Origin of the sequence: Sporosarcina luteola, from assembly GCF_023715245.1 — a bacterium.
In the GTDB taxonomy this organism is placed as follows: domain Bacteria; phylum Bacillota; class Bacilli; order Bacillales_A; family Planococcaceae; genus Sporosarcina; species Sporosarcina luteola_C.
In genome coordinates, this window is the sequence record NZ_JAMBNV010000002.1 from 222,472 (window position 1) to 239,110 (window position 16,639).

Sequence of the window (16,639 nt, forward strand, 5' to 3'; positions counted from 1 at the left end):
AGCTTTCTTCATCAATGCGCCTGTTAATGCGCCTTTGCAGTTTTGCCGTTCTTCGGCTTCGCGAAAATCATCCGGCCAGCGGAGGTCTGCAGCACGCTCGTGACAACGACATCAATCGCATTGCCGATATGCATTCTGCCATCTTCAATGACGATCATCGTGCCGTCATCCAAATACGCGACGCCCTGATTATGCTCCTTGCCATCCTTTATGACGACGACATGCATCTCCTCACCGGGGATGACGACAGGCTTCACCGCATTGGCTAGATCATTGATGTTCAAAACTGCTACACCGTGCAGATCCGCCACTTTATTCAAGTTGAAATCGTTTGTCACAACATGGCCGTTCATGCTTTTCGCGAGACGGACAAGCTTCAGGTCCACTTCCGCAACGTCCGCGAAATCTTCGTCAGTAATCAATATGCTCGGTCCGTCATCCGTCTGCAAACGCTTCAGGACATCAAGCCCACGCCGCCCTTTAGTACGTTTCAATGAATCGGATGAATCGGCGATATGTTGCAGCTCTGTCAATACAAATTGCGGTACGACGAGAAGCCCTTCCAGAAATCCCGTTGACGCGATATCTGCAATCCTTCCGTCAATAATGACACTCGTATCCAGGATTTTATGGATCTTAGCATCCTGCAGTGCTACACCTTCCCCGCCATCCCTCTTTTTCGGATTGCTATTCCGTGCCGCAAAAATGGCGTGGGAAAATTCTTCACGTTTTTTAAATCCAACCTGGAAACCTAGATATCCGAGAAGGATTGAAAGAAGGACAGGCAGAATGGACGTAATAATAGGAATCTCTACACTGCTCAACCCGAAGCTGACGAGAAAAGCGACACTCAAACCGACCATCAGACCGATCGTTCCGAATAATAAATCGAAGATAGGAGCCTTCAATAGACGGTCTTCCATCCACTTAATGAAATTCACAATCGGATCCGCGATGAAAAGGCTTAGCAAATATAACACGATCGCCCCTAGGACAGCAGCTACGTAAGGATTATCAATCATCGGCTTTGAAGTAAAGGAAGATAAAGTGAATAAATACGGTAAAAATAATACGCCGAGTGTTCCTCCGATCAGCAGCAGTCCAGCTTGAACTACTCTTTTCAACATGTACAACACCTCCATTCTGTTACTGATAACTATACACGTTTTCCATGCCCTTCGCCGTTTTGAGCCATCAAACTCAATGTTTTTCCGACAAGTATAGGACACACAAAAGATAGTGAAGTTCCTTGCATCGCAAAATTAGGGGAATAGGACTCCCTTTAAAAAGTCCCATCCCTTTTCATTTTTTTACGAAAATGCGATGTTTAATGCCTCACTTATCGTTTCGACGCCAACGACTTGAATCCCTTCCGGAAAATCCCACCCGCCGATATTCGATGATGGAATGACGACTTTTTCGAACCCGAGTTTCGCCGCCTCCGTTACCCGCTGTTCTATGCGTGAAACACGGCGCACTTCGCCCGTCAACCCCACTTCGCCAATGAAGCAGTCGGTAGCTCCTGCCGCCGCATCCCGGTAGCTCGAAACGATGCTGACGAGGACAGCCAAATCGATCGCCGGTTCATCCAGCTTTACGCCGCCAGCAACCTTAATATAGGCGTCCTGCGCTTGTAAAAGCATGCCCATCCGTTTTTCCAGAACAGCCATCAAGAGCGAAACGCGGTTCTGATCGATCCCGGTTGCCATCCTCTTCGGGTAATTGAAGCTTGACGGAGTTATGAGCGCCTGGATTTCGACGAGGATTGGACGGGTCCCTTCCATCGAGGCGACGACGGTCGATCCTGCACCTCCCTGAGACCTCTCCCGCAGGAACAGTTCGGACGGATTCAAAACTTCCTTCAAGCCGGATTGCAACATCTCGAAAATCGCAATTTCATTCGTCGAGCCGAAGCGGTTCTTCACACTTCGCAAGATCCGGTACGTATGATGCCGCTCCCCCTCAAAATAGAGGACAGTATCCACCATATGCTCGAGAAGGCGTGGACCTGCAATTTGTCCGTCTTTCGTCACATGGCCAACAATGAAAATGGCGATGTTTTGCGTCTTTGCGATACGCATCAGCTCAGCCGTACATTCCCGCACTTGCGAAACACTGCCTGGAGCGGATGTGACTTCGGGATGGTGGATTGTCTGGATCGAGTCGGCAATGACAAATTTCGGTTGCACGTCATTGATCGTTTCATGTATCTTCGCCAAATCCGTCTCCGCATAAATATAAAGTTCATCCGACGCAACACCGAGACGTTCAGCGCGCAGCTTTGTCTGTCTGATGGATTCCTCACCAGATATGTAAAGGACGCGCTGTTTTTGATTGGCGAGAAGGGAAGACACTTGTAGCAGCAACGTCGATTTCCCTATGCCCGGATCCCCGCCGATCAAGATGAGCGAACCCGGGACGATCCCGCCGCCGAGCACCCGATTCAGTTCTCCAAGCTCCGTCTTGACCCTCGGTTCCTCCATTGTTTCAATCGCGCTGATCGGCATCGCTTTCTGTTGGATGTTCTCCGTGTGCTTAAAAGCCCCGCGCGGACCCTTGCTTACAATTTCGACTTCCTCGTCCATTGTATTCCACTCGCCGCAGCCCGGACATCTTCCCATCCATTTCGGCGATTCGTACCCACAGTCCCTGCACATGAATTTCGTTTTCCGCTTTGCCATATGTACCTCCATATACGAAAAGGACAGCCCTTTCCCGTAGATAGCGAACTCTACGGGAGGGCCATCCTATTATTGATTTTCTGTCACTGCTACGCGATCCGTCTTGACGACGAACTCGCCTTCCTCTACATCGACGATTACTTTTCCGCCTGTGAGCACTGTTCCGCTCAACAACTCTTCCGAGAGACGGTCTTCGACATGTTTCTGCAAAGCCCGGCGCAACGGTCGTGCACCGTAATCCGGATCGTATCCCACTTCGGAGATTTTGTGTTTCGCTTCATCCGTCAACTCAAGCGTAATATCCTGCTCCGCAAGACGCTTCGTCAACTCGTTTGACATGAGAGAGACGATTTCACGCAAGTGTTCCTTCTCAAGCGAGTGGAAGACAATCATTTCATCGACACGGTTCAGGAACTCCGGACGGAACGCTTTTTTCAACGCCTCAAGCATCGTCGATTTCATGCCTTCATAATCGCGTTCTCCGTCTTGCAGATTGAAGCCGACGTAACGATTCGATTTCAATGTTTCCGCCCCGACGTTGGACGTCATGATGACGACGGTATTACGGAAATCGACTGTGCGACCTTTTGAATCCGTCAATCTTCCATCCTCAAGTACTTGCAGTAGAATATTGAAGACATCAGGATGCGCCTTTTCAATCTCATCAAGCAGGACGACTGAATATGGCTTCCTGCGGACTTTTTCAGTCAATTGACCGCCTTCTTCATAACCGACGTACCCTGGAGGCGAACCGACAAGACGCGACGTCGCATGCTTCTCCATATACTCGGACATATCGATGCGGATCATCGCATCTTCATCCCCGAACATCGCTTCCGCAAGCGCCCTTGCAAGCTCAGTCTTCCCGACACCAGTAGGTCCGAGGAAGATGAATGAGCCGATTGGCCGCTTCGGATCCTTCAATCCTGCACGGGCTCTCCTGATCGCTCGTGAAATTGCTGTTACGGCTTCCTTCTGCCCGATAACGCGTTCATGCAGAAGTTCTTCCATGTTCAACAACTTGGCAGTTTCCGTTTCCGCGATCTTCGCTACTGGAACTCCCGTCCACATTGCGACTACTTCCGCAATGTCGTTCACTGTCACTTCAGATTCCTTTTTCCCTTGCTTCTCTTTCCATTCCGTCTTGGTCTTTTCGAGCTCTTCTTTCATTTTCTGCTCTTTATCGCGGAATGATGCCGCCTTTTCGAATTCCTGGCTTTGCACCGCGGCATTCTTTTCGTGGCGAATCGCTTCAAGTCTTGCTTCAAGCTCCTTCAAATTCGGAGGTGTCGTATATGAACGGAGACGTACTTTCGATCCCGCTTCATCGATCAAGTCAATCGCTTTGTCTGGCAGGAAACGGTCAGAAATGTATCGATCCGACATCTTCGCAGCCGCATCTATTGCTTCATCCGTAATTTTCACACGGTGATGCGCTTCATATCGATCGCGCAAGCCCTTGATGATCAAAATCGTTTCTTCGACAGTCGGTTCATCGACTTGAATCGGTTGGAAACGTCTTTCGAGAGCTGCGTCTTTTTCGATATATTTACGGTATTCATCAAGCGTCGTCGCCCCGATGCATTGTAATTCCCCGCGGGCAAGCGACGGTTTCAGGATGTTGGATGCATCGATCGCCCCTTCAGCTCCTCCAGCGCCAATCAGTGTATGCAATTCATCAATGAATAGAATGATATTGCCAGCCTGACGGATCTCCTCCATCACTTTCTTCATGCGGTCCTCGAACTCGCCGCGGTATTTCGTACCCGCAACGACCGTACCCATATCCAATGTCATGACGCGTTTATCACGCAGGATTTCAGGAACTTCATTATTAACGATTTGAAGCGCAAGCCCTTCCGCAATTGCAGTTTTACCGACACCCGGCTCTCCAATTAGTACAGGGTTGTTCTTCGTACGGCGAGCCAATACTTCGATCACACGTGTGATCTCCTTGCTGCGGCCGATGACCGGGTCAAGCGTCCCTTCACGTGCCACTTCCGTCAAATCGCGGGCAAGGCTGTCGAGTGTCGGTGTAGATGCGGATGATGAAGTGCCTTGATTGCCGACAGAGCTGTCATTGCTTCCGAGCAATTGGAGCACTTGCTGCCTTGCGCGGTTTAAGCTGACTCCCGCATTATTTAATACACGGGCAGCCACGCCTTCCCCTTCACGGATGAGCGCAAGCAAAATATGCTCAGTGCCGATATACGAATGGCCGAGCTTCCTTGATTCATCAACAGAAAGCTCGATGACCTTTTTTGCTCTTGGCGTGTAATGAACAATCGGTCCGACTTCCTTCGATCCGGAACCGACGAGGCTTTCCACCCCTTTTTCAATCGTATCGAAACTGATGTCGATCGCTTCCAATGCTTTCGCAGCGATGCCGCCGCCTTCCCGTATGAGTCCCAATAAAATATGCTCGGTACCGATGGATTCATGTTTCAGTCTGATTGCTTCTTCCTGTGCAAGCTGTAGGACCTTTTGTGCCCGCTGTGTAAAACGATTGAACATCATATTCAATTCCACTCCTTCTATAAGTAACGTCCATCCTGTCCCCACTACCTAAAGTGCGGAATAGGAATTCCTCTTACTCTATTCCTATGGATCAAGAAGCAATCCAATTCCACTAAATTGACTTTGACCATCTTTGACGTAAGTATAATAAAAAGAAAAATCCGTTGCAAAAGTATTGCTCAGTTTTCTTTATTATTTTCATTGGTTTGTTGTTCAGAACGCAGCCGTTCCCTGAAAAGATCGGCTCTGAATATATCTCTTTCCTCCGCTGTCAAATCTGCTTCGGCATATTGCTGAAGGAAACCAGGTTGCATGAAGATCATCAATTCATTCAAGATGGACATATCCACATCTTCAATGATGCCCAGATCGATGCCTAGACGGACATCCGAAAGGCAACGGGCCGCTTCCCCTGATGGCAGGAGTCTTGCATACGAAATGATGCCGAGCGATCGGAAAAGCTTGTTCTCCAAAGCTACTCGTGATTTGGAAAGGAGGAGTTCTCGTGAGCGCCTCTCATGTGCGATAAGCCTAAGCGCAACATTTTTCAAATCGGAAAGGATCTCTTTCTCCGGTTTGCCCAAAGTCGTCTGATTCGAAACCTGATAAATGTTGCCCGGTGCTTCGCTGCCCTCTCCGTAGCTTCCCCGGACGATCATCCCTAGCCTTGCAATTGCCGGAATGATGCGCTCGATCTGCTTTGTAATTGTCAAAGCCGGCAAATGCATCATGACGGACGCTCGCATGCCTGTACCTGTGTTTGACGGACAGCTCGTCAAGTAGCCGAAATCCTCGTCGAAGGCATAAGGGAGCTTATTTTCCAAATAGTTGTCGACTGAGTCTGCATGATCATATGCATTTTCCAACTGAAAGCCTGGATAGATGCATTGGATGCGGATATGGTCCTCTTCGTTCAACATGATACTCAGCGTCTCGTCTTCGGACAGGATGACCGCGCCGTGTCGCTTCACATCCGTCAATTGTGGACTGACTAAATGCTTCTCAATGAGCACTTGCCTTTCAAGACCGGGAAGCTCCGACATCTTCATATAGGCATACCCTTTTTCGTCGGAAGTAAGCAAGGCAGCCGAAACTTGCGAATCGACTTTCTCCGCCTCATCGGCCGTGAACGCGATTGGGAATCGGAATCCCCTTAAATTCCGGGCCAAGCGGATCCTCGTCGACATGACGATATCCGAGTGCTCCCCATGCGACGTCATCCAGCCTGTAACTGCGCCTTTCATGAATTTATTAATTGACATCGCTGCCATCACCTCCATTGCCGCACTCCGCCAAACGCTCTTTTAGCGCATTCGCTTCGTCCCTCAATGCGGCGGCATCCTCAAATCGTTCCATCTCAATCGCTTCCTGCATTTTCGAACGGATTTCCTCGACCTTTTTCTTCAAGGCGAATCGTTCGTTGAAGGAATCCGGGATTTTTCCTACATGGGTCGTGTGCCCATTATGGAGCTTGCTGAAAACGCGCGGCAGTTGTCCCCTGAACGTGTCATAGCACGTCGGACAGCCGAACTTTCCGATGTCGAGGAATTTTCTGAACGTCAGTTTGCAGTCGGGGCAAATCGGTCCGTCCGGCATACTGTCCCTTGACTGCTGAAAAGGCTGGATCGATTCACTCCCGCTGAACCAGTGTGAAAGGAATTGCTGAATCGACAACGGTTCCTGACTTGGATCAAAATGAAACACTTGTGTTTGAAACGCACATTTCTCGCATAGATGGCGTTCCGCCGACCCGCCCATTCCCTCCTGGGTAAAAATCACGGAAGCCGGCCGTTCTTTGCAATTGTCGCATAGCATTGTCTGCCACCTCGTATTCGTTGATTTCTAATCAAGCTGTCTGTAGATAAGCGTTTGGAGCATCGCCTGCAAAATCCGTCCCCGGATCATGTCACGTTCAGGCAGTGGGTAATGTAGAGTCGTCCTGTCCACTGCTGCTAGGATGATCCTTGCCTCCCTCTCCGAAACAACTTCTTCATTCAACAGCCTGTAAATGATCCCTTCGGCCATCGTGTATGTCGCGCCTTGTTGGATTCCTTCTAAAATATGTTCAATCAATTCCTTATGCGAATTCGTTTGGACTCGGTAAATCCGGATATAGCCTCCGCCGCCCCGCTTCGATTCGACGGCATAGCCGCGCTCCACGGTAAATCGTGTGTTGATGACATAATTTATTTGCGAAGGCACGCACTGAAATTTTTCTGCCACTTCACTCCGTTTGATTTCAATCGTCCCGCTATCTTCTTTTTCGATAATGGCCTTTAAATATCCTTCAATAATGTCGGAAATGTTTCGCATGATGTCACCTCTTTTCTTCCGGTGATAAGTCATTGACTTTGACTATCTTTGACTTAATTGTACATGAAAATACATTCTGCGTGCAATTGATATGCAAGTTAACGGAGTCTATCCATTTGTACAAACTCTTATTTATACAGGATGGGATATTTAACAATAATCGATACGACTTGGCAGAGAATGTATCGATATTATTGGAATGAAGTAAAGTAAGGACAATTATGAGCTTCCAAAAAAGCATAAAATGTTCGCAATGCTCATAAATCGTTGGGAAAGTCCATAAAGCGTTGCAGAAGCGCATAATTGCTATAAAAGACGCATAAATCGGTAAAATTACTCATAAACGCTCGTAAAGACGCATAAAAGGCAGCCTCCGAAATTCCGGAAGCCGCCTTTATTTTATTCTATTGTACTGTTTTTCATTTCCTTGACCGGCAGGAAAAGTTCGCCAGTTTCAAAATAGGTGATTGTTAGATGGTCACCTTCCTGGATGTAAATGGCGAGCGGAACAGCTTCGGTGGAGACGATATAGTTCCGGCCGTCGTCGGCAAGGATGGACACGATTGTAAAGTCGCCGGCGCGTTCCTTGTAGACACGGACAACGTTGACAGACGCTTTTCCTTCCTCGGCATTCGAACTGCCGTCGACTGTGCTACCGCCACGTTGTAGTGCTGTTTTATAAAGTCTTAATGCTTCGTTCGGCGAATTGGCGAAAACGGAAATTTCCGGGTTTGCCGCCGACACGATGAAATAGTTTTGTAGGAAGCCGTTTGAATCCAGAACAGGCGTCAGCCAGCTCGCTTCCCCGTAAAAGTTATAGAGCACCGGCATTTCCCCGGCCCATTTCTTTTCGATGAATTTCTTTTCGATAATTTGAAGAGCACCTTGGGAATCCATATACGACTCTTCCAGATTGCCGGTATAATACGTCGCCTCGCCGGTGCGACCATCCGTCAATGCATAGCCTAACATCGAGTCGACTCCTTCTTTCGGGCTTGTGAAATCGGTGAAGTAATACATATGCCCGTTTTCGTCAAACACCGGGCTAACATTCGATTCCGTCCCTTCGTCCGAAGGAAGCTTCACATCTTTCTTCCCGACAATCGAATTCCAGAATCCGTGGACGTATTTTCCGAAATAACTGTTTTGGAGACTGACTGCCTCAGGTGAAACCGCTCCATCGATGAATTCAGGGACTTGCGAAAGCGGGTATCGGCTCACTTCCCCGGAAGCAGGGTCGACCATGACGATCCCTTGGACATCAAATCCATTTCTTGCTGTAATAAAATGCCCATAGGAACGGATATAATGCGGCTTTCCTTCATCATCGATTTCAAGTTGTACATCCCCGTAAAAGATGAGATCCGGCATCGCCATCCGCATATGGCGTTCTACTTGTTTGTGGAAGAACGATGATGGTGTATACGACATTTCCGTCTTGACGAACTTTGGATTGTCCGCCGAATCGGTCGCGCTCATCGTGAAATATCCTGGAGTAGTCTTTCCGTTTATCCATTTGAAGAAGCCCGAGAATTCGACAGGCGCGATGTAAACGAATTTCCCATCGACTTTTTGGATTTGTAAGTTGCCTAGCTCATAATAGCTCGTATTCGGCACTTGACCGAACGCCTTCTTCATTTTATTCCGGGCGAATTTTGGTGGAACGCTTGCTGGCGTCTTCGTTTCGTCGAACGCCTTGATTTCCACTTGCTGATCCATTTCGACTGCTTTGTATTTTTCATTCGCATTGAAAAGTGGCGCACTTAGGATGAACGCACTTCCCGCCAATGCCGCTAAAAACAGGATTACCTTGGCACTTCTTTCCCTCCCGGTTGAAAGCACGGCGCCCGCTAGAGTAGCGATGAGAGCCAGCGCCCACACCGACGTCCAGTTCCGGTCGAGATTCGTGACGTAATAAAGGCCGAACGTGAGCACTGCCACGGCTGCGACTGTTGCAGAAAGCGCTCCGATCCGATTAAAGGCGGGTTGCCCTTCTGTAGTAGTGGATGTCAACGGCATGATGATCATTGCGGCAACGATGCCAACGACCAATGAAAACAGCAATAAATTTATCATATGAACACTCTCTTCTTTTGAAATTAATCCCCCTCTACTATACGGATGAGAATGCCAAACGATTCGTTTTATTGGTGGATTCCATAAAAAAACTATCTGCATCTGTGGAAGCTCCACATTGCAGATAGCCAGTTTTGTACATATTAAAGTGCACGCCTTATTCTTAGAACCTTATACATCCGGTGACCGAAAATCCCCGCGAGAACCGAGAGCAGAATGTCTTTCGGCAGTGGAGGCACCATCCAAAGCCATGCCACCTTATACGTAAATGCGTCCGGCGCAGCGGCCCATAGCTTGTATGCAAAGTACATCCAGTTCGTGCCGATGACATAATTTACGACGAGTCCTACAAGAGCCGCGATGACATAACTGCGCAAACTACCGTTCTTTTCGACAATTTTCCCTACTACGTACGCGACAAGGATGAATGAGACGATGAAGCCGAATGTCGGAAGAAGAATTGCTCCGAAGCCCCCATGGAATTTTGCGAAAACCGGCGCGCCTACCAAGCCGAGCGCCATGTAAACCGTCATGGAAATTGCACCGAGCCGGCTTCCAAGAAGGAGACCCGCCAAGACGGCGAAGAAGGTTTGCAGCGTTATCGGAACCCCACCAACAACGAGGAACGGCACAAAAAATGTAATATTCGCCCCGATCATCATCAATGCCGCAAACATCCCGCAATAGACGAGACTGAGCGCACTCATCCCGCTTTTTGTTTTCACTGTAGCTGTTGTCATAATCCACCTCATAATTTTAGTTATCGTAAATAGAATAAAAGTTAACTCAATTTGTGTCAACCTATATTTATTTTGAGTTAACCAACGAAACTAGACGGCTTGCTTTGGACGCGAGGTGGTCCGCTTTGGACGCAGGAGTGGCTTCTTTGGAAGCAAAGCGGCTTGCTTTGGACGCGGGGTTTCCTTAATTAAAAAAACTGCCACTAAAAGTAGGATTTCTACTTTTGGTGGCAGTCCATAATGACTTATCGTTCTTCGTCTTCACTTTTCGGAAATAAAAAATGGGCAATGATTCCACTTAATATAGCTGCGCCTACTGTTATCCAAACTCTGGAAGTCCCTGGAACTTCCTGAAAGTTTTTATGGAGCATCCACCAGGAAATCCCGGCAACAAGAAGTGCGATCGGAATGGAAAATTTGAAAATCCTCAACGTATTCACCTTCTATTTTAAGTTCATATGCCGATTCTATCATAATTTGACTATTGACGTATCAAACATTTAACGATATGATGTTTTAAATTATTCAAACAACTGCATATTTAATTCTTATCAAGAGAAGCTGAGGGACTGGCCCGTCGAAGCTTCAGCAACCAGCCGGTTACGGTCAGGTGCTAATTCCAGCAGGCCTGTTTCGGCTTGGCAGATGAGAAGGAGCGAGCATTCGCTTGAAAGCCTTCTTTTTTAACGAAGGCTTTTTTATTTTTCATTGCAGTCTAAATTTTTCGTCTTGGTAAGATGAGGTTATGCGTGAGTTTCTGGATTTATGCGTTTTTGAAGACGTTTATGCGTAGATTTTTGGATTTATGCGTGTCTGTGTGGATTTATGCGTCCGTTTTGCGATTTATGCGTTTTTACAGGCTTGATGACGCAGGTTCGGGACTTCGAATGAAGAAAGGATGATTTCTTATGAGATTGCTTGATCGGTTGAAAGATAACGTACTGGTGGCGGACGGTGCGATGGGGACGTTGCTCTATTCATACGGCATCGACTTCAGTTATGAGGAATTGAACGTCGAGAAGCCTGAAATCATTGAGAAAATCCATCGCGAATATATCGACGCAGGAGCGGATATCATCCAGACGAATACATATGGCGCCAATTCCTTGAAGCTTGCCCGTTATGGAATGGAGAACCGGGTGAAGGAACTCAACGAGGCGGCGATTCGAATTGCGAAGCGCGCTGCGGAACCCGGCAATCAATATGTGCTTGGGACGATCGGAGGACTGCGCGGAATAAGGAAAAGCGATGCATCGCTTGCCGAAGTGCTGACGATGGTCCGTGAGCAGGCAGACGCCTTGCTTTCAGGCGATCCCGACGGACTATTGCTGGAAACATATTATGACTTTGAAGAGTTATCGACAGTCGTCACCGAGCTGCGGAAACTGACGGATCTACCACTTATTGCGCAAGTCGCAATGGATGAGCCGGGCGTATTGCAAAACGGGATGCATCTGAATGACGCGCTTCATCAGCTGGAAACGCTGGGAGCGGATATCGTCGGTGTCAATTGCCGACTAGGTCCTTTCCATACAATCCAGGCATTTGAAAAAGTGACGATACCGGATCGTGCATTTTTGTCCGCCGCACCAAATGCAAGTTTGCTAGATGTTGAGGATGGTCGAATCGTTTACGCGTCCGAGGCTGATTATTTCGGCCGCGCAGCCGCGCTCCTTCGGAATGAAGGCGTCCGTCTGATTGGCGGGTGCTGCGGAACGACACCGAAGCATATCGCCGCTGCGAAAAAGCAATTGGCTGGACTGAAGCCAGTGACAGAGAAGACCGTCACGCCGCAGAAGCCGATCATCATCCGGGAAGCGGAGCCTGCAAAACACGAGCCGCTCCACATCAAAGCGAAAACAGAACGGACAATTATCGTGGAACTCGATACGCCACGCCATTTGGAGACGGAAAAGTATTTCGTAGGCGCTAACGAATTGCATGCAGCCGGCGTGGATGCCGTCACATTGGCGGACAATTCCCTCGCCTCCCCTCGCATCAGCAATATGGCGATGGGATCGATGTTGAAACATGAGCATCACGTTCGGCCGCTCGTCCACTTAACGTGCCGCGATCATAACTTGATCGGTCTGCAATCCCATTTGATGGGGCTCGACGCCCTAGGAATTCATGATATCCTTGCCGTCACAGGCGACCCGACAAAGGTTGGCGATTTCCCTGGAGCGACTAGCGTCTATGATGTCTCCAGCATGGAATTGCTGCAGCTCATCAAACAGCTGAACGAAGGGATTTCCTTCACAGGAAAGCCGCTACGTAAAAAAGCGAAGTTCTCGGTCGCAGCGGCTTTCAATCCAAACGTCCGCGTCCTCGACCGCGCTGTCCAGCGGCTCGAGAAGAAAATCGAATGCGGGGCGGATTATTTCATTACACAGCCGGTTTATACGAAAGAGAAGATCGTTGATATACATGAGGCTACAAAGCATTTGGATACGCCGATCTTCATCGGCATCATGCCGCTTACGGGTATACGGAATGCTGAATTCCTACATCACGAAGTGCCGGGCATCAAGCTATCCGAAGAGGTGCTGGAACGGATGGCTGCCTGCGGCGAAGACCGCGAGAAAGCGACCGCGGAAGGCATCAAAATCGCGAAGGAACTGATCGACACGGCAGCGGAGCTTTTCAATGGCATCTACATCATTACACCGTTCCTGCGGTACGACATGTCATTGGAACTGATCACCCATATTAAAGAGTTAGACGCGGAAAAGGAGAGGAAGTTTGTCCATGCCTAAACACCCAATCGAACAACAACTGAAAAACAGAATCCTCATCATAGACGGAGCGATGGGCACAATGTTGCAAGCGGAGGACCTCTCAGAAGACGATTTCGGCGGAGAGGAATATGACGGGTGCAACGAATATCTGAACATTTTACGGCCTGATATTTTGGACCGGATCCACCGTTCCTACTTGGAGGCGGGAGCGGATATCATCTGCACGAACACGTTCGGGGGCACCCCCCTCGTACTGGACGAATTCAGCCTCGGCCATAAGGCTTCTGAAATTAATAAAAAGGCTGTGGAAATCGCGAAAAAGTGTGCAGCCGACTTCTCGACACCAGAGTGGCCGCGTTTCGTCGCCGGTGCAATCGGTCCGACAACAAAGACGCTTTCCGTCACAGGGGGCATTACTTTCGATAAGCTTTCCGACGATTTCTACGTCCAAGCAAAAGCATTAATTGAGGGCGGTGCAGATCTTTTATTAATGGAAACGAGCCAAGACATGCTCAATGTGAAAGCGGGAACGATTGGAATCAAGCGAGCGTTTGACGAAACGGGCATCGAGCTACCTGTAATGATTTCGGGAACGATCGAGCCGATGGGAACGACGTTGGCCGGTCAAAGCATCGAAGCTTTCTATATTTCAATCGAACATATCAAGCCGCTGTCAGTCGGATTGAACTGTGCGACAGGGCCGGAATTCATGACCGATCATCTGCGCTCTCTTTCCGATTTGGCGACAAGCTTTGTTACTTGCTACCCGAACGCGGGCTTGCCGGACGAGGAAGGTCATTACCATGAATCACCTGAATCCTTATCATTGAAGCTGAAAGGATTTGCGGAAAAAGGTTGGCTGAATATGGTCGGTGGCTGTTGCGGAACGACGCCTGACCATATCCGAGCGCTACGGGAAGCGGTTGACGGCCTCGCCCCGCGCCAAAAACCTGAAAACGGGCATGAGCACGCCGTTTCAGGCATCGAACCGTTATTGTATGAGTCATCGATGCGACCGCTGTTGATCGGCGAGCGGACGAACGTCATCGGGTCAAGGAAGTTCAAACGGCTGATCGTCGAAGAAAAATTCGAAGAGGCGGCGGAGGTTGCGCGTGCGCAAGTGCGCGGCGGAGCCCATGTACTAGATATCTGCCTTGCAAATCCGGATCGGGATGAGCTTGAAGACATGAAGAAGTTCATGCAGGAAGTCGTCAAGAAGGTGAAAGTGCCACTCGTCATTGACTCGACGGATGAAAATGTCATTGAAGAGGCGTTGAAATTCTCCCAAGGAAAAGCAATCATCAACTCCATCAACTTAGAGGATGGAGAAGAGCGATTCGATGCGGTTCTCCCTCTTGTGAAAAAGTTTGGTGCGGCTGTCGTCGTCGGGACAATCGATGAAATCGGAATGGCGGTGTCGCGCGAACGGAAGCTCGAAGTCGCGGAACGTTCCTATGATCTGCTTGTGAACAAATGGGGAATCGCTCCTGAAGATATCATTTTTGACCCCCTCGTATTCCCTGTCGGAACAGGTGATGCTCAATACATCGGGTCGGCAGTTGAGACGATCGAAGGCATCCGGCTGATTAAGGAGAAGATGCCTCGTTGCTTGACGACGCTAGGTGTCAGCAACGTTTCGTTCGGGCTGCCCCCTGTCGGCCGTGAAGTGCTGAACGCGGTGTACTTGTATCATTGCACCCAGGCAGGACTCGATTACGCAATCGTCAATACAGAGAAGTTGGAACGGTACGCTTCTATTCCCGAGAATGAAATCAAGCTTGCGAATGATCTTTTGTTCACGACGACGGACCAGACGCTTGCGGATTTCACTGCTTTCTACCGGGATAAAAAGAAGGAGAAAACCGAGGATGATATTCCGAAGACGGTTCCTGAAAGGCTCGCGTATTATGTCGTCGAAGGGACGAAGGAAGGCTTGATCCCTGACCTTGAAGCAGCGCTTAAGATGTACGATAGCCCGCTCGAGGTCATTAATGGACCTCTTATGGAAGGGATGTCGGAAGTCGGACGGCTGTTCAATGATAACCAGCTGATCGTTGCGGAAGTGTTGCAAAGCGCGGAAGTGATGAAGGCGTCGGTTTCATTCCTCGAGCAGTTCATGGAGAAGAAAGAGGACGATTCCGGTAAAGGGAAGATCATTTTGGCGACGGTCAAAGGGGATGTCCATGATATCGGAAAAAATCTAGTCGACATCATTTTGAGCAATAACGGGTACCGCGTCATCGACATCGGCATCAAAGTGACGCCTGCAACGTTGATTGACGTTATTCGCAAGGAGAAGCCTGACATTATCGGGCTATCCGGTCTGCTTGTGAAGTCGGCGCAGCAAATGGTGATTACCGCGCAGGACTTCAAGGCGGCGGGAATTGATACTCCTGTCATGGTCGGAGGAGCTGCGTTGACACGTAGATTTACGGAGACGAAGATTGCGGCGGAATATGATGGACCTGTCATCTACGCGAAGGATGCGATGCAAGGGTTGGAACTTGCCAACCGATTGCAAGGCGTCGACAGGGAGGCATTGTTGGACGAACTCGTCGAGAAGCAGGAGAAGCGCCTCGAGTCGGAAGCGATCCGGGCGGCGAGCGACACAGCGGTTGCAGTGTTGCCAAGGCCAGTGAAGACGGTGCGGGAAGATGCGCCTGTTTTCGTGCCATCCGATTTGCGCAGGCGTGTTTTGAGAGATTATTCCGTTTCGCATTTATATCCGTACGTTAATATGCGGACGTTGATCGGCCATCATTTAGGGTTGCGCGGCAATGTCGACAAGATGCTTACGGACGGCGAGGCGCGCGCTGTGCAGCTTCACGAAATGGTTACGGGTTTCCTCGAGTCAGGCAACTTATCTGCATCTGGCCTATATCAGTTCTTCCCCGCACAGGCGGACGGCGACGATGTGATCATTTATGATCCGATTGATGCGAAGACGGAAATCGAGCGCTTCACATTCCCCCGTCAAAGCAAGGAGCCATTCCTCTGCCTCGCCGACTATTTGAAAACGGTCGACAGCGGTGAAATGGATTATGTGGCACTTATGCAAGTGACGGCAGGACACGGCGTGCGTGATTTTGCGAACCAGTTGAAAGCCGAAGGGAAATTCCTTGAAAGCCATGCGTTCCAATCGACGGCGCTTGAACTCGCGGAAGGGTTCGCTGAGCGCATCCATCAGGAAATCCGGGACCAATGGGGATTCCCGGACGCAACCGACTTTACGATGCGCGACCGGTTCGCCGCGAAATACCAAGGGCAGCGCTTCTCGTTCGGTTATCCTGCTTGTCCGAACCTCGAAGACCAGTCGAAGCTGTTCGGTTTGCTGAAGCCGGAAGACATCGGCGTGCATTTGACGGAAGAATATATGATGGAACCGGAAGCATCAGTGTCCGCAATCGTATTTGCGCACCCGGATGCGCGGTATTTTAATGTAGATTGAAGATTGAAGTCGCCTCCATTGCGGGGGCGGCTTTTTTTTTGCGGGTTTGGCCATGGGAGGCGGTACTTTGAGCATGGAGAGCAACGCTTTAAGCGCGGAACAACACTTCTTGAGCGCGGATAGCAC

The 16,639-nt window shown here is 49.4% G+C and carries 11 protein-coding genes and 1 riboswitch; of the genes, 2 read left to right on the top strand and 9 right to left on the bottom strand.

Features of this window, described 5'->3' with window-relative positions; all coding sequences use genetic code 11:
• Window positions 1-23 precede the first annotated feature (23 nt).
• The 9 genes from M3152_RS12645 to M3152_RS12685 form a co-directional block, all read right to left on the bottom strand.
• Window positions 24-1,127 (bottom strand): PIN/TRAM domain-containing protein, encoded by a 1,104-nt coding sequence (locus M3152_RS12645; RefSeq protein WP_251695539.1) that lies wholly within the window; start codon window positions 1,125-1,127, stop codon window positions 24-26.
• 183 nt (window positions 1,128-1,310) lie between these two features.
• Window positions 1,311-2,681 carry a DNA repair protein RadA gene (gene radA / locus M3152_RS12650; protein WP_251695540.1) on the bottom strand — a complete coding sequence of 457 codons (1,371 nt, stop codon included), beginning with the start codon at window positions 2,679-2,681 and terminating at the stop codon, window positions 1,311-1,313.
• 69 nt (window positions 2,682-2,750) lie between these two features.
• The gene (locus M3152_RS12655; RefSeq protein ID WP_251695897.1) at window positions 2,751-5,198 is read right to left on the bottom strand and encodes an ATP-dependent Clp protease ATP-binding subunit; all 2,448 of its coding nucleotides are present in this window, start codon (window positions 5,196-5,198) and stop codon (window positions 2,751-2,753) included.
• 179 nt (window positions 5,199-5,377) lie between these two features.
• Complete coding sequence (locus tag M3152_RS12660; RefSeq protein ID WP_251695541.1) at window positions 5,378-6,460, bottom strand: protein arginine kinase; 1,083 nt, start codon at window positions 6,458-6,460, stop codon at window positions 5,378-5,380.
• Window positions 6,450-7,013 carry a UvrB/UvrC motif-containing protein gene (locus M3152_RS12665; protein ID WP_251695542.1) on the bottom strand — a complete coding sequence of 188 codons (564 nt, stop codon included), beginning with the start codon at window positions 7,011-7,013 and terminating at the stop codon, window positions 6,450-6,452. Before M3152_RS12665 ends, M3152_RS12660 begins: the two co-directional genes overlap by 11 nt.
• A gap of 27 nt (window positions 7,014-7,040) precedes the next feature.
• Complete coding sequence (locus tag M3152_RS12670) at window positions 7,041-7,511, bottom strand: CtsR family transcriptional regulator (RefSeq protein WP_251695543.1); 471 nt, start codon at window positions 7,509-7,511, stop codon at window positions 7,041-7,043.
• 399 nt (window positions 7,512-7,910) lie between these two features.
• Window positions 7,911-9,587, bottom strand: a complete 1,677-nt coding sequence (locus tag M3152_RS12675; protein WP_251695544.1) for a hypothetical protein — start codon at window positions 9,585-9,587, stop codon at window positions 7,911-7,913.
• Between the two features lie 143 nt (window positions 9,588-9,730).
• On the bottom strand, window positions 9,731-10,327 hold the full coding sequence (locus M3152_RS12680) for a biotin transporter BioY (RefSeq protein ID WP_251695545.1): 597 nt from the start codon (window positions 10,325-10,327) through the stop codon (window positions 9,731-9,733).
• Between the two features lie 245 nt (window positions 10,328-10,572).
• A complete protein-coding gene (locus tag M3152_RS12685) occupies window positions 10,573-10,758 on the bottom strand; it encodes a histidine kinase (protein ID WP_251695546.1) in 186 nt (61 codons plus the stop codon).
• A gap of 114 nt (window positions 10,759-10,872) precedes the next feature.
• Window positions 10,873-10,979, top strand: a riboswitch (SAM riboswitch).
• Window positions 10,980-11,235: 256 nt separating this feature from the next.
• Between M3152_RS12685 and M3152_RS12690 the strand changes: the two genes are divergently transcribed.
• Window positions 11,236-13,083 carry a bifunctional homocysteine S-methyltransferase/methylenetetrahydrofolate reductase gene (locus M3152_RS12690; RefSeq protein ID WP_251695547.1) on the top strand — a complete coding sequence of 616 codons (1,848 nt, stop codon included), beginning with the start codon at window positions 11,236-11,238 and terminating at the stop codon, window positions 13,081-13,083.
• The gene (gene metH / locus M3152_RS12695) at window positions 13,076-16,513 is read left to right on the top strand and encodes a methionine synthase (RefSeq protein ID WP_251695548.1); all 3,438 of its coding nucleotides are present in this window, start codon (window positions 13,076-13,078) and stop codon (window positions 16,511-16,513) included. The genes M3152_RS12690 and metH overlap by 8 nt, the downstream gene beginning before the upstream one ends.
• Window positions 16,514-16,639 lie beyond the last annotated feature (126 nt).

Excerpts from the sequence above, each read along its gene's own strand:
- M3152_RS12660 (WP_251695541.1), bottom strand. The coding sequence starts at position 6,460 with ATGTCAATTAATAAATTCATGAAAGGCGCAGTTACAGGCTGGATGACG.
- metH (WP_251695548.1), top strand. The coding sequence starts at position 13,076 with ATGCCTAAACACCCAATCGAACAACAACTGAAAAACAGAATCCTCATC.
- M3152_RS12675 (WP_251695544.1), bottom strand. The coding sequence starts at position 9,587 with ATGATAAATTTATTGCTGTTTTCATTGGTCGTTGGCATCGTTGCCGCA.
- M3152_RS12645 (WP_251695539.1), bottom strand. The coding sequence starts at position 1,127 with ATGTTGAAAAGAGTAGTTCAAGCTGGACTGCTGCTGATCGGAGGAACA.
- M3152_RS12680 (WP_251695545.1), bottom strand. The coding sequence starts at position 10,327 with ATGACAACAGCTACAGTGAAAACAAAAAGCGGGATGAGTGCGCTCAGT.
- M3152_RS12670 (WP_251695543.1), bottom strand. The coding sequence starts at position 7,511 with ATGCGAAACATTTCCGACATTATTGAAGGATATTTAAAGGCCATTATC.
- M3152_RS12690 (WP_251695547.1), top strand. The coding sequence starts at position 11,236 with ATGAGATTGCTTGATCGGTTGAAAGATAACGTACTGGTGGCGGACGGT.
- M3152_RS12665 (WP_251695542.1), bottom strand. The coding sequence starts at position 7,013 with ATGCTATGCGACAATTGCAAAGAACGGCCGGCTTCCGTGATTTTTACC.
- M3152_RS12655 (WP_251695897.1), bottom strand. The coding sequence starts at position 5,198 with ATGATGTTCAATCGTTTTACACAGCGGGCACAAAAGGTCCTACAGCTT.
- radA (WP_251695540.1), bottom strand. The coding sequence starts at position 2,681 with ATGGCAAAGCGGAAAACGAAATTCATGTGCAGGGACTGTGGGTACGAA.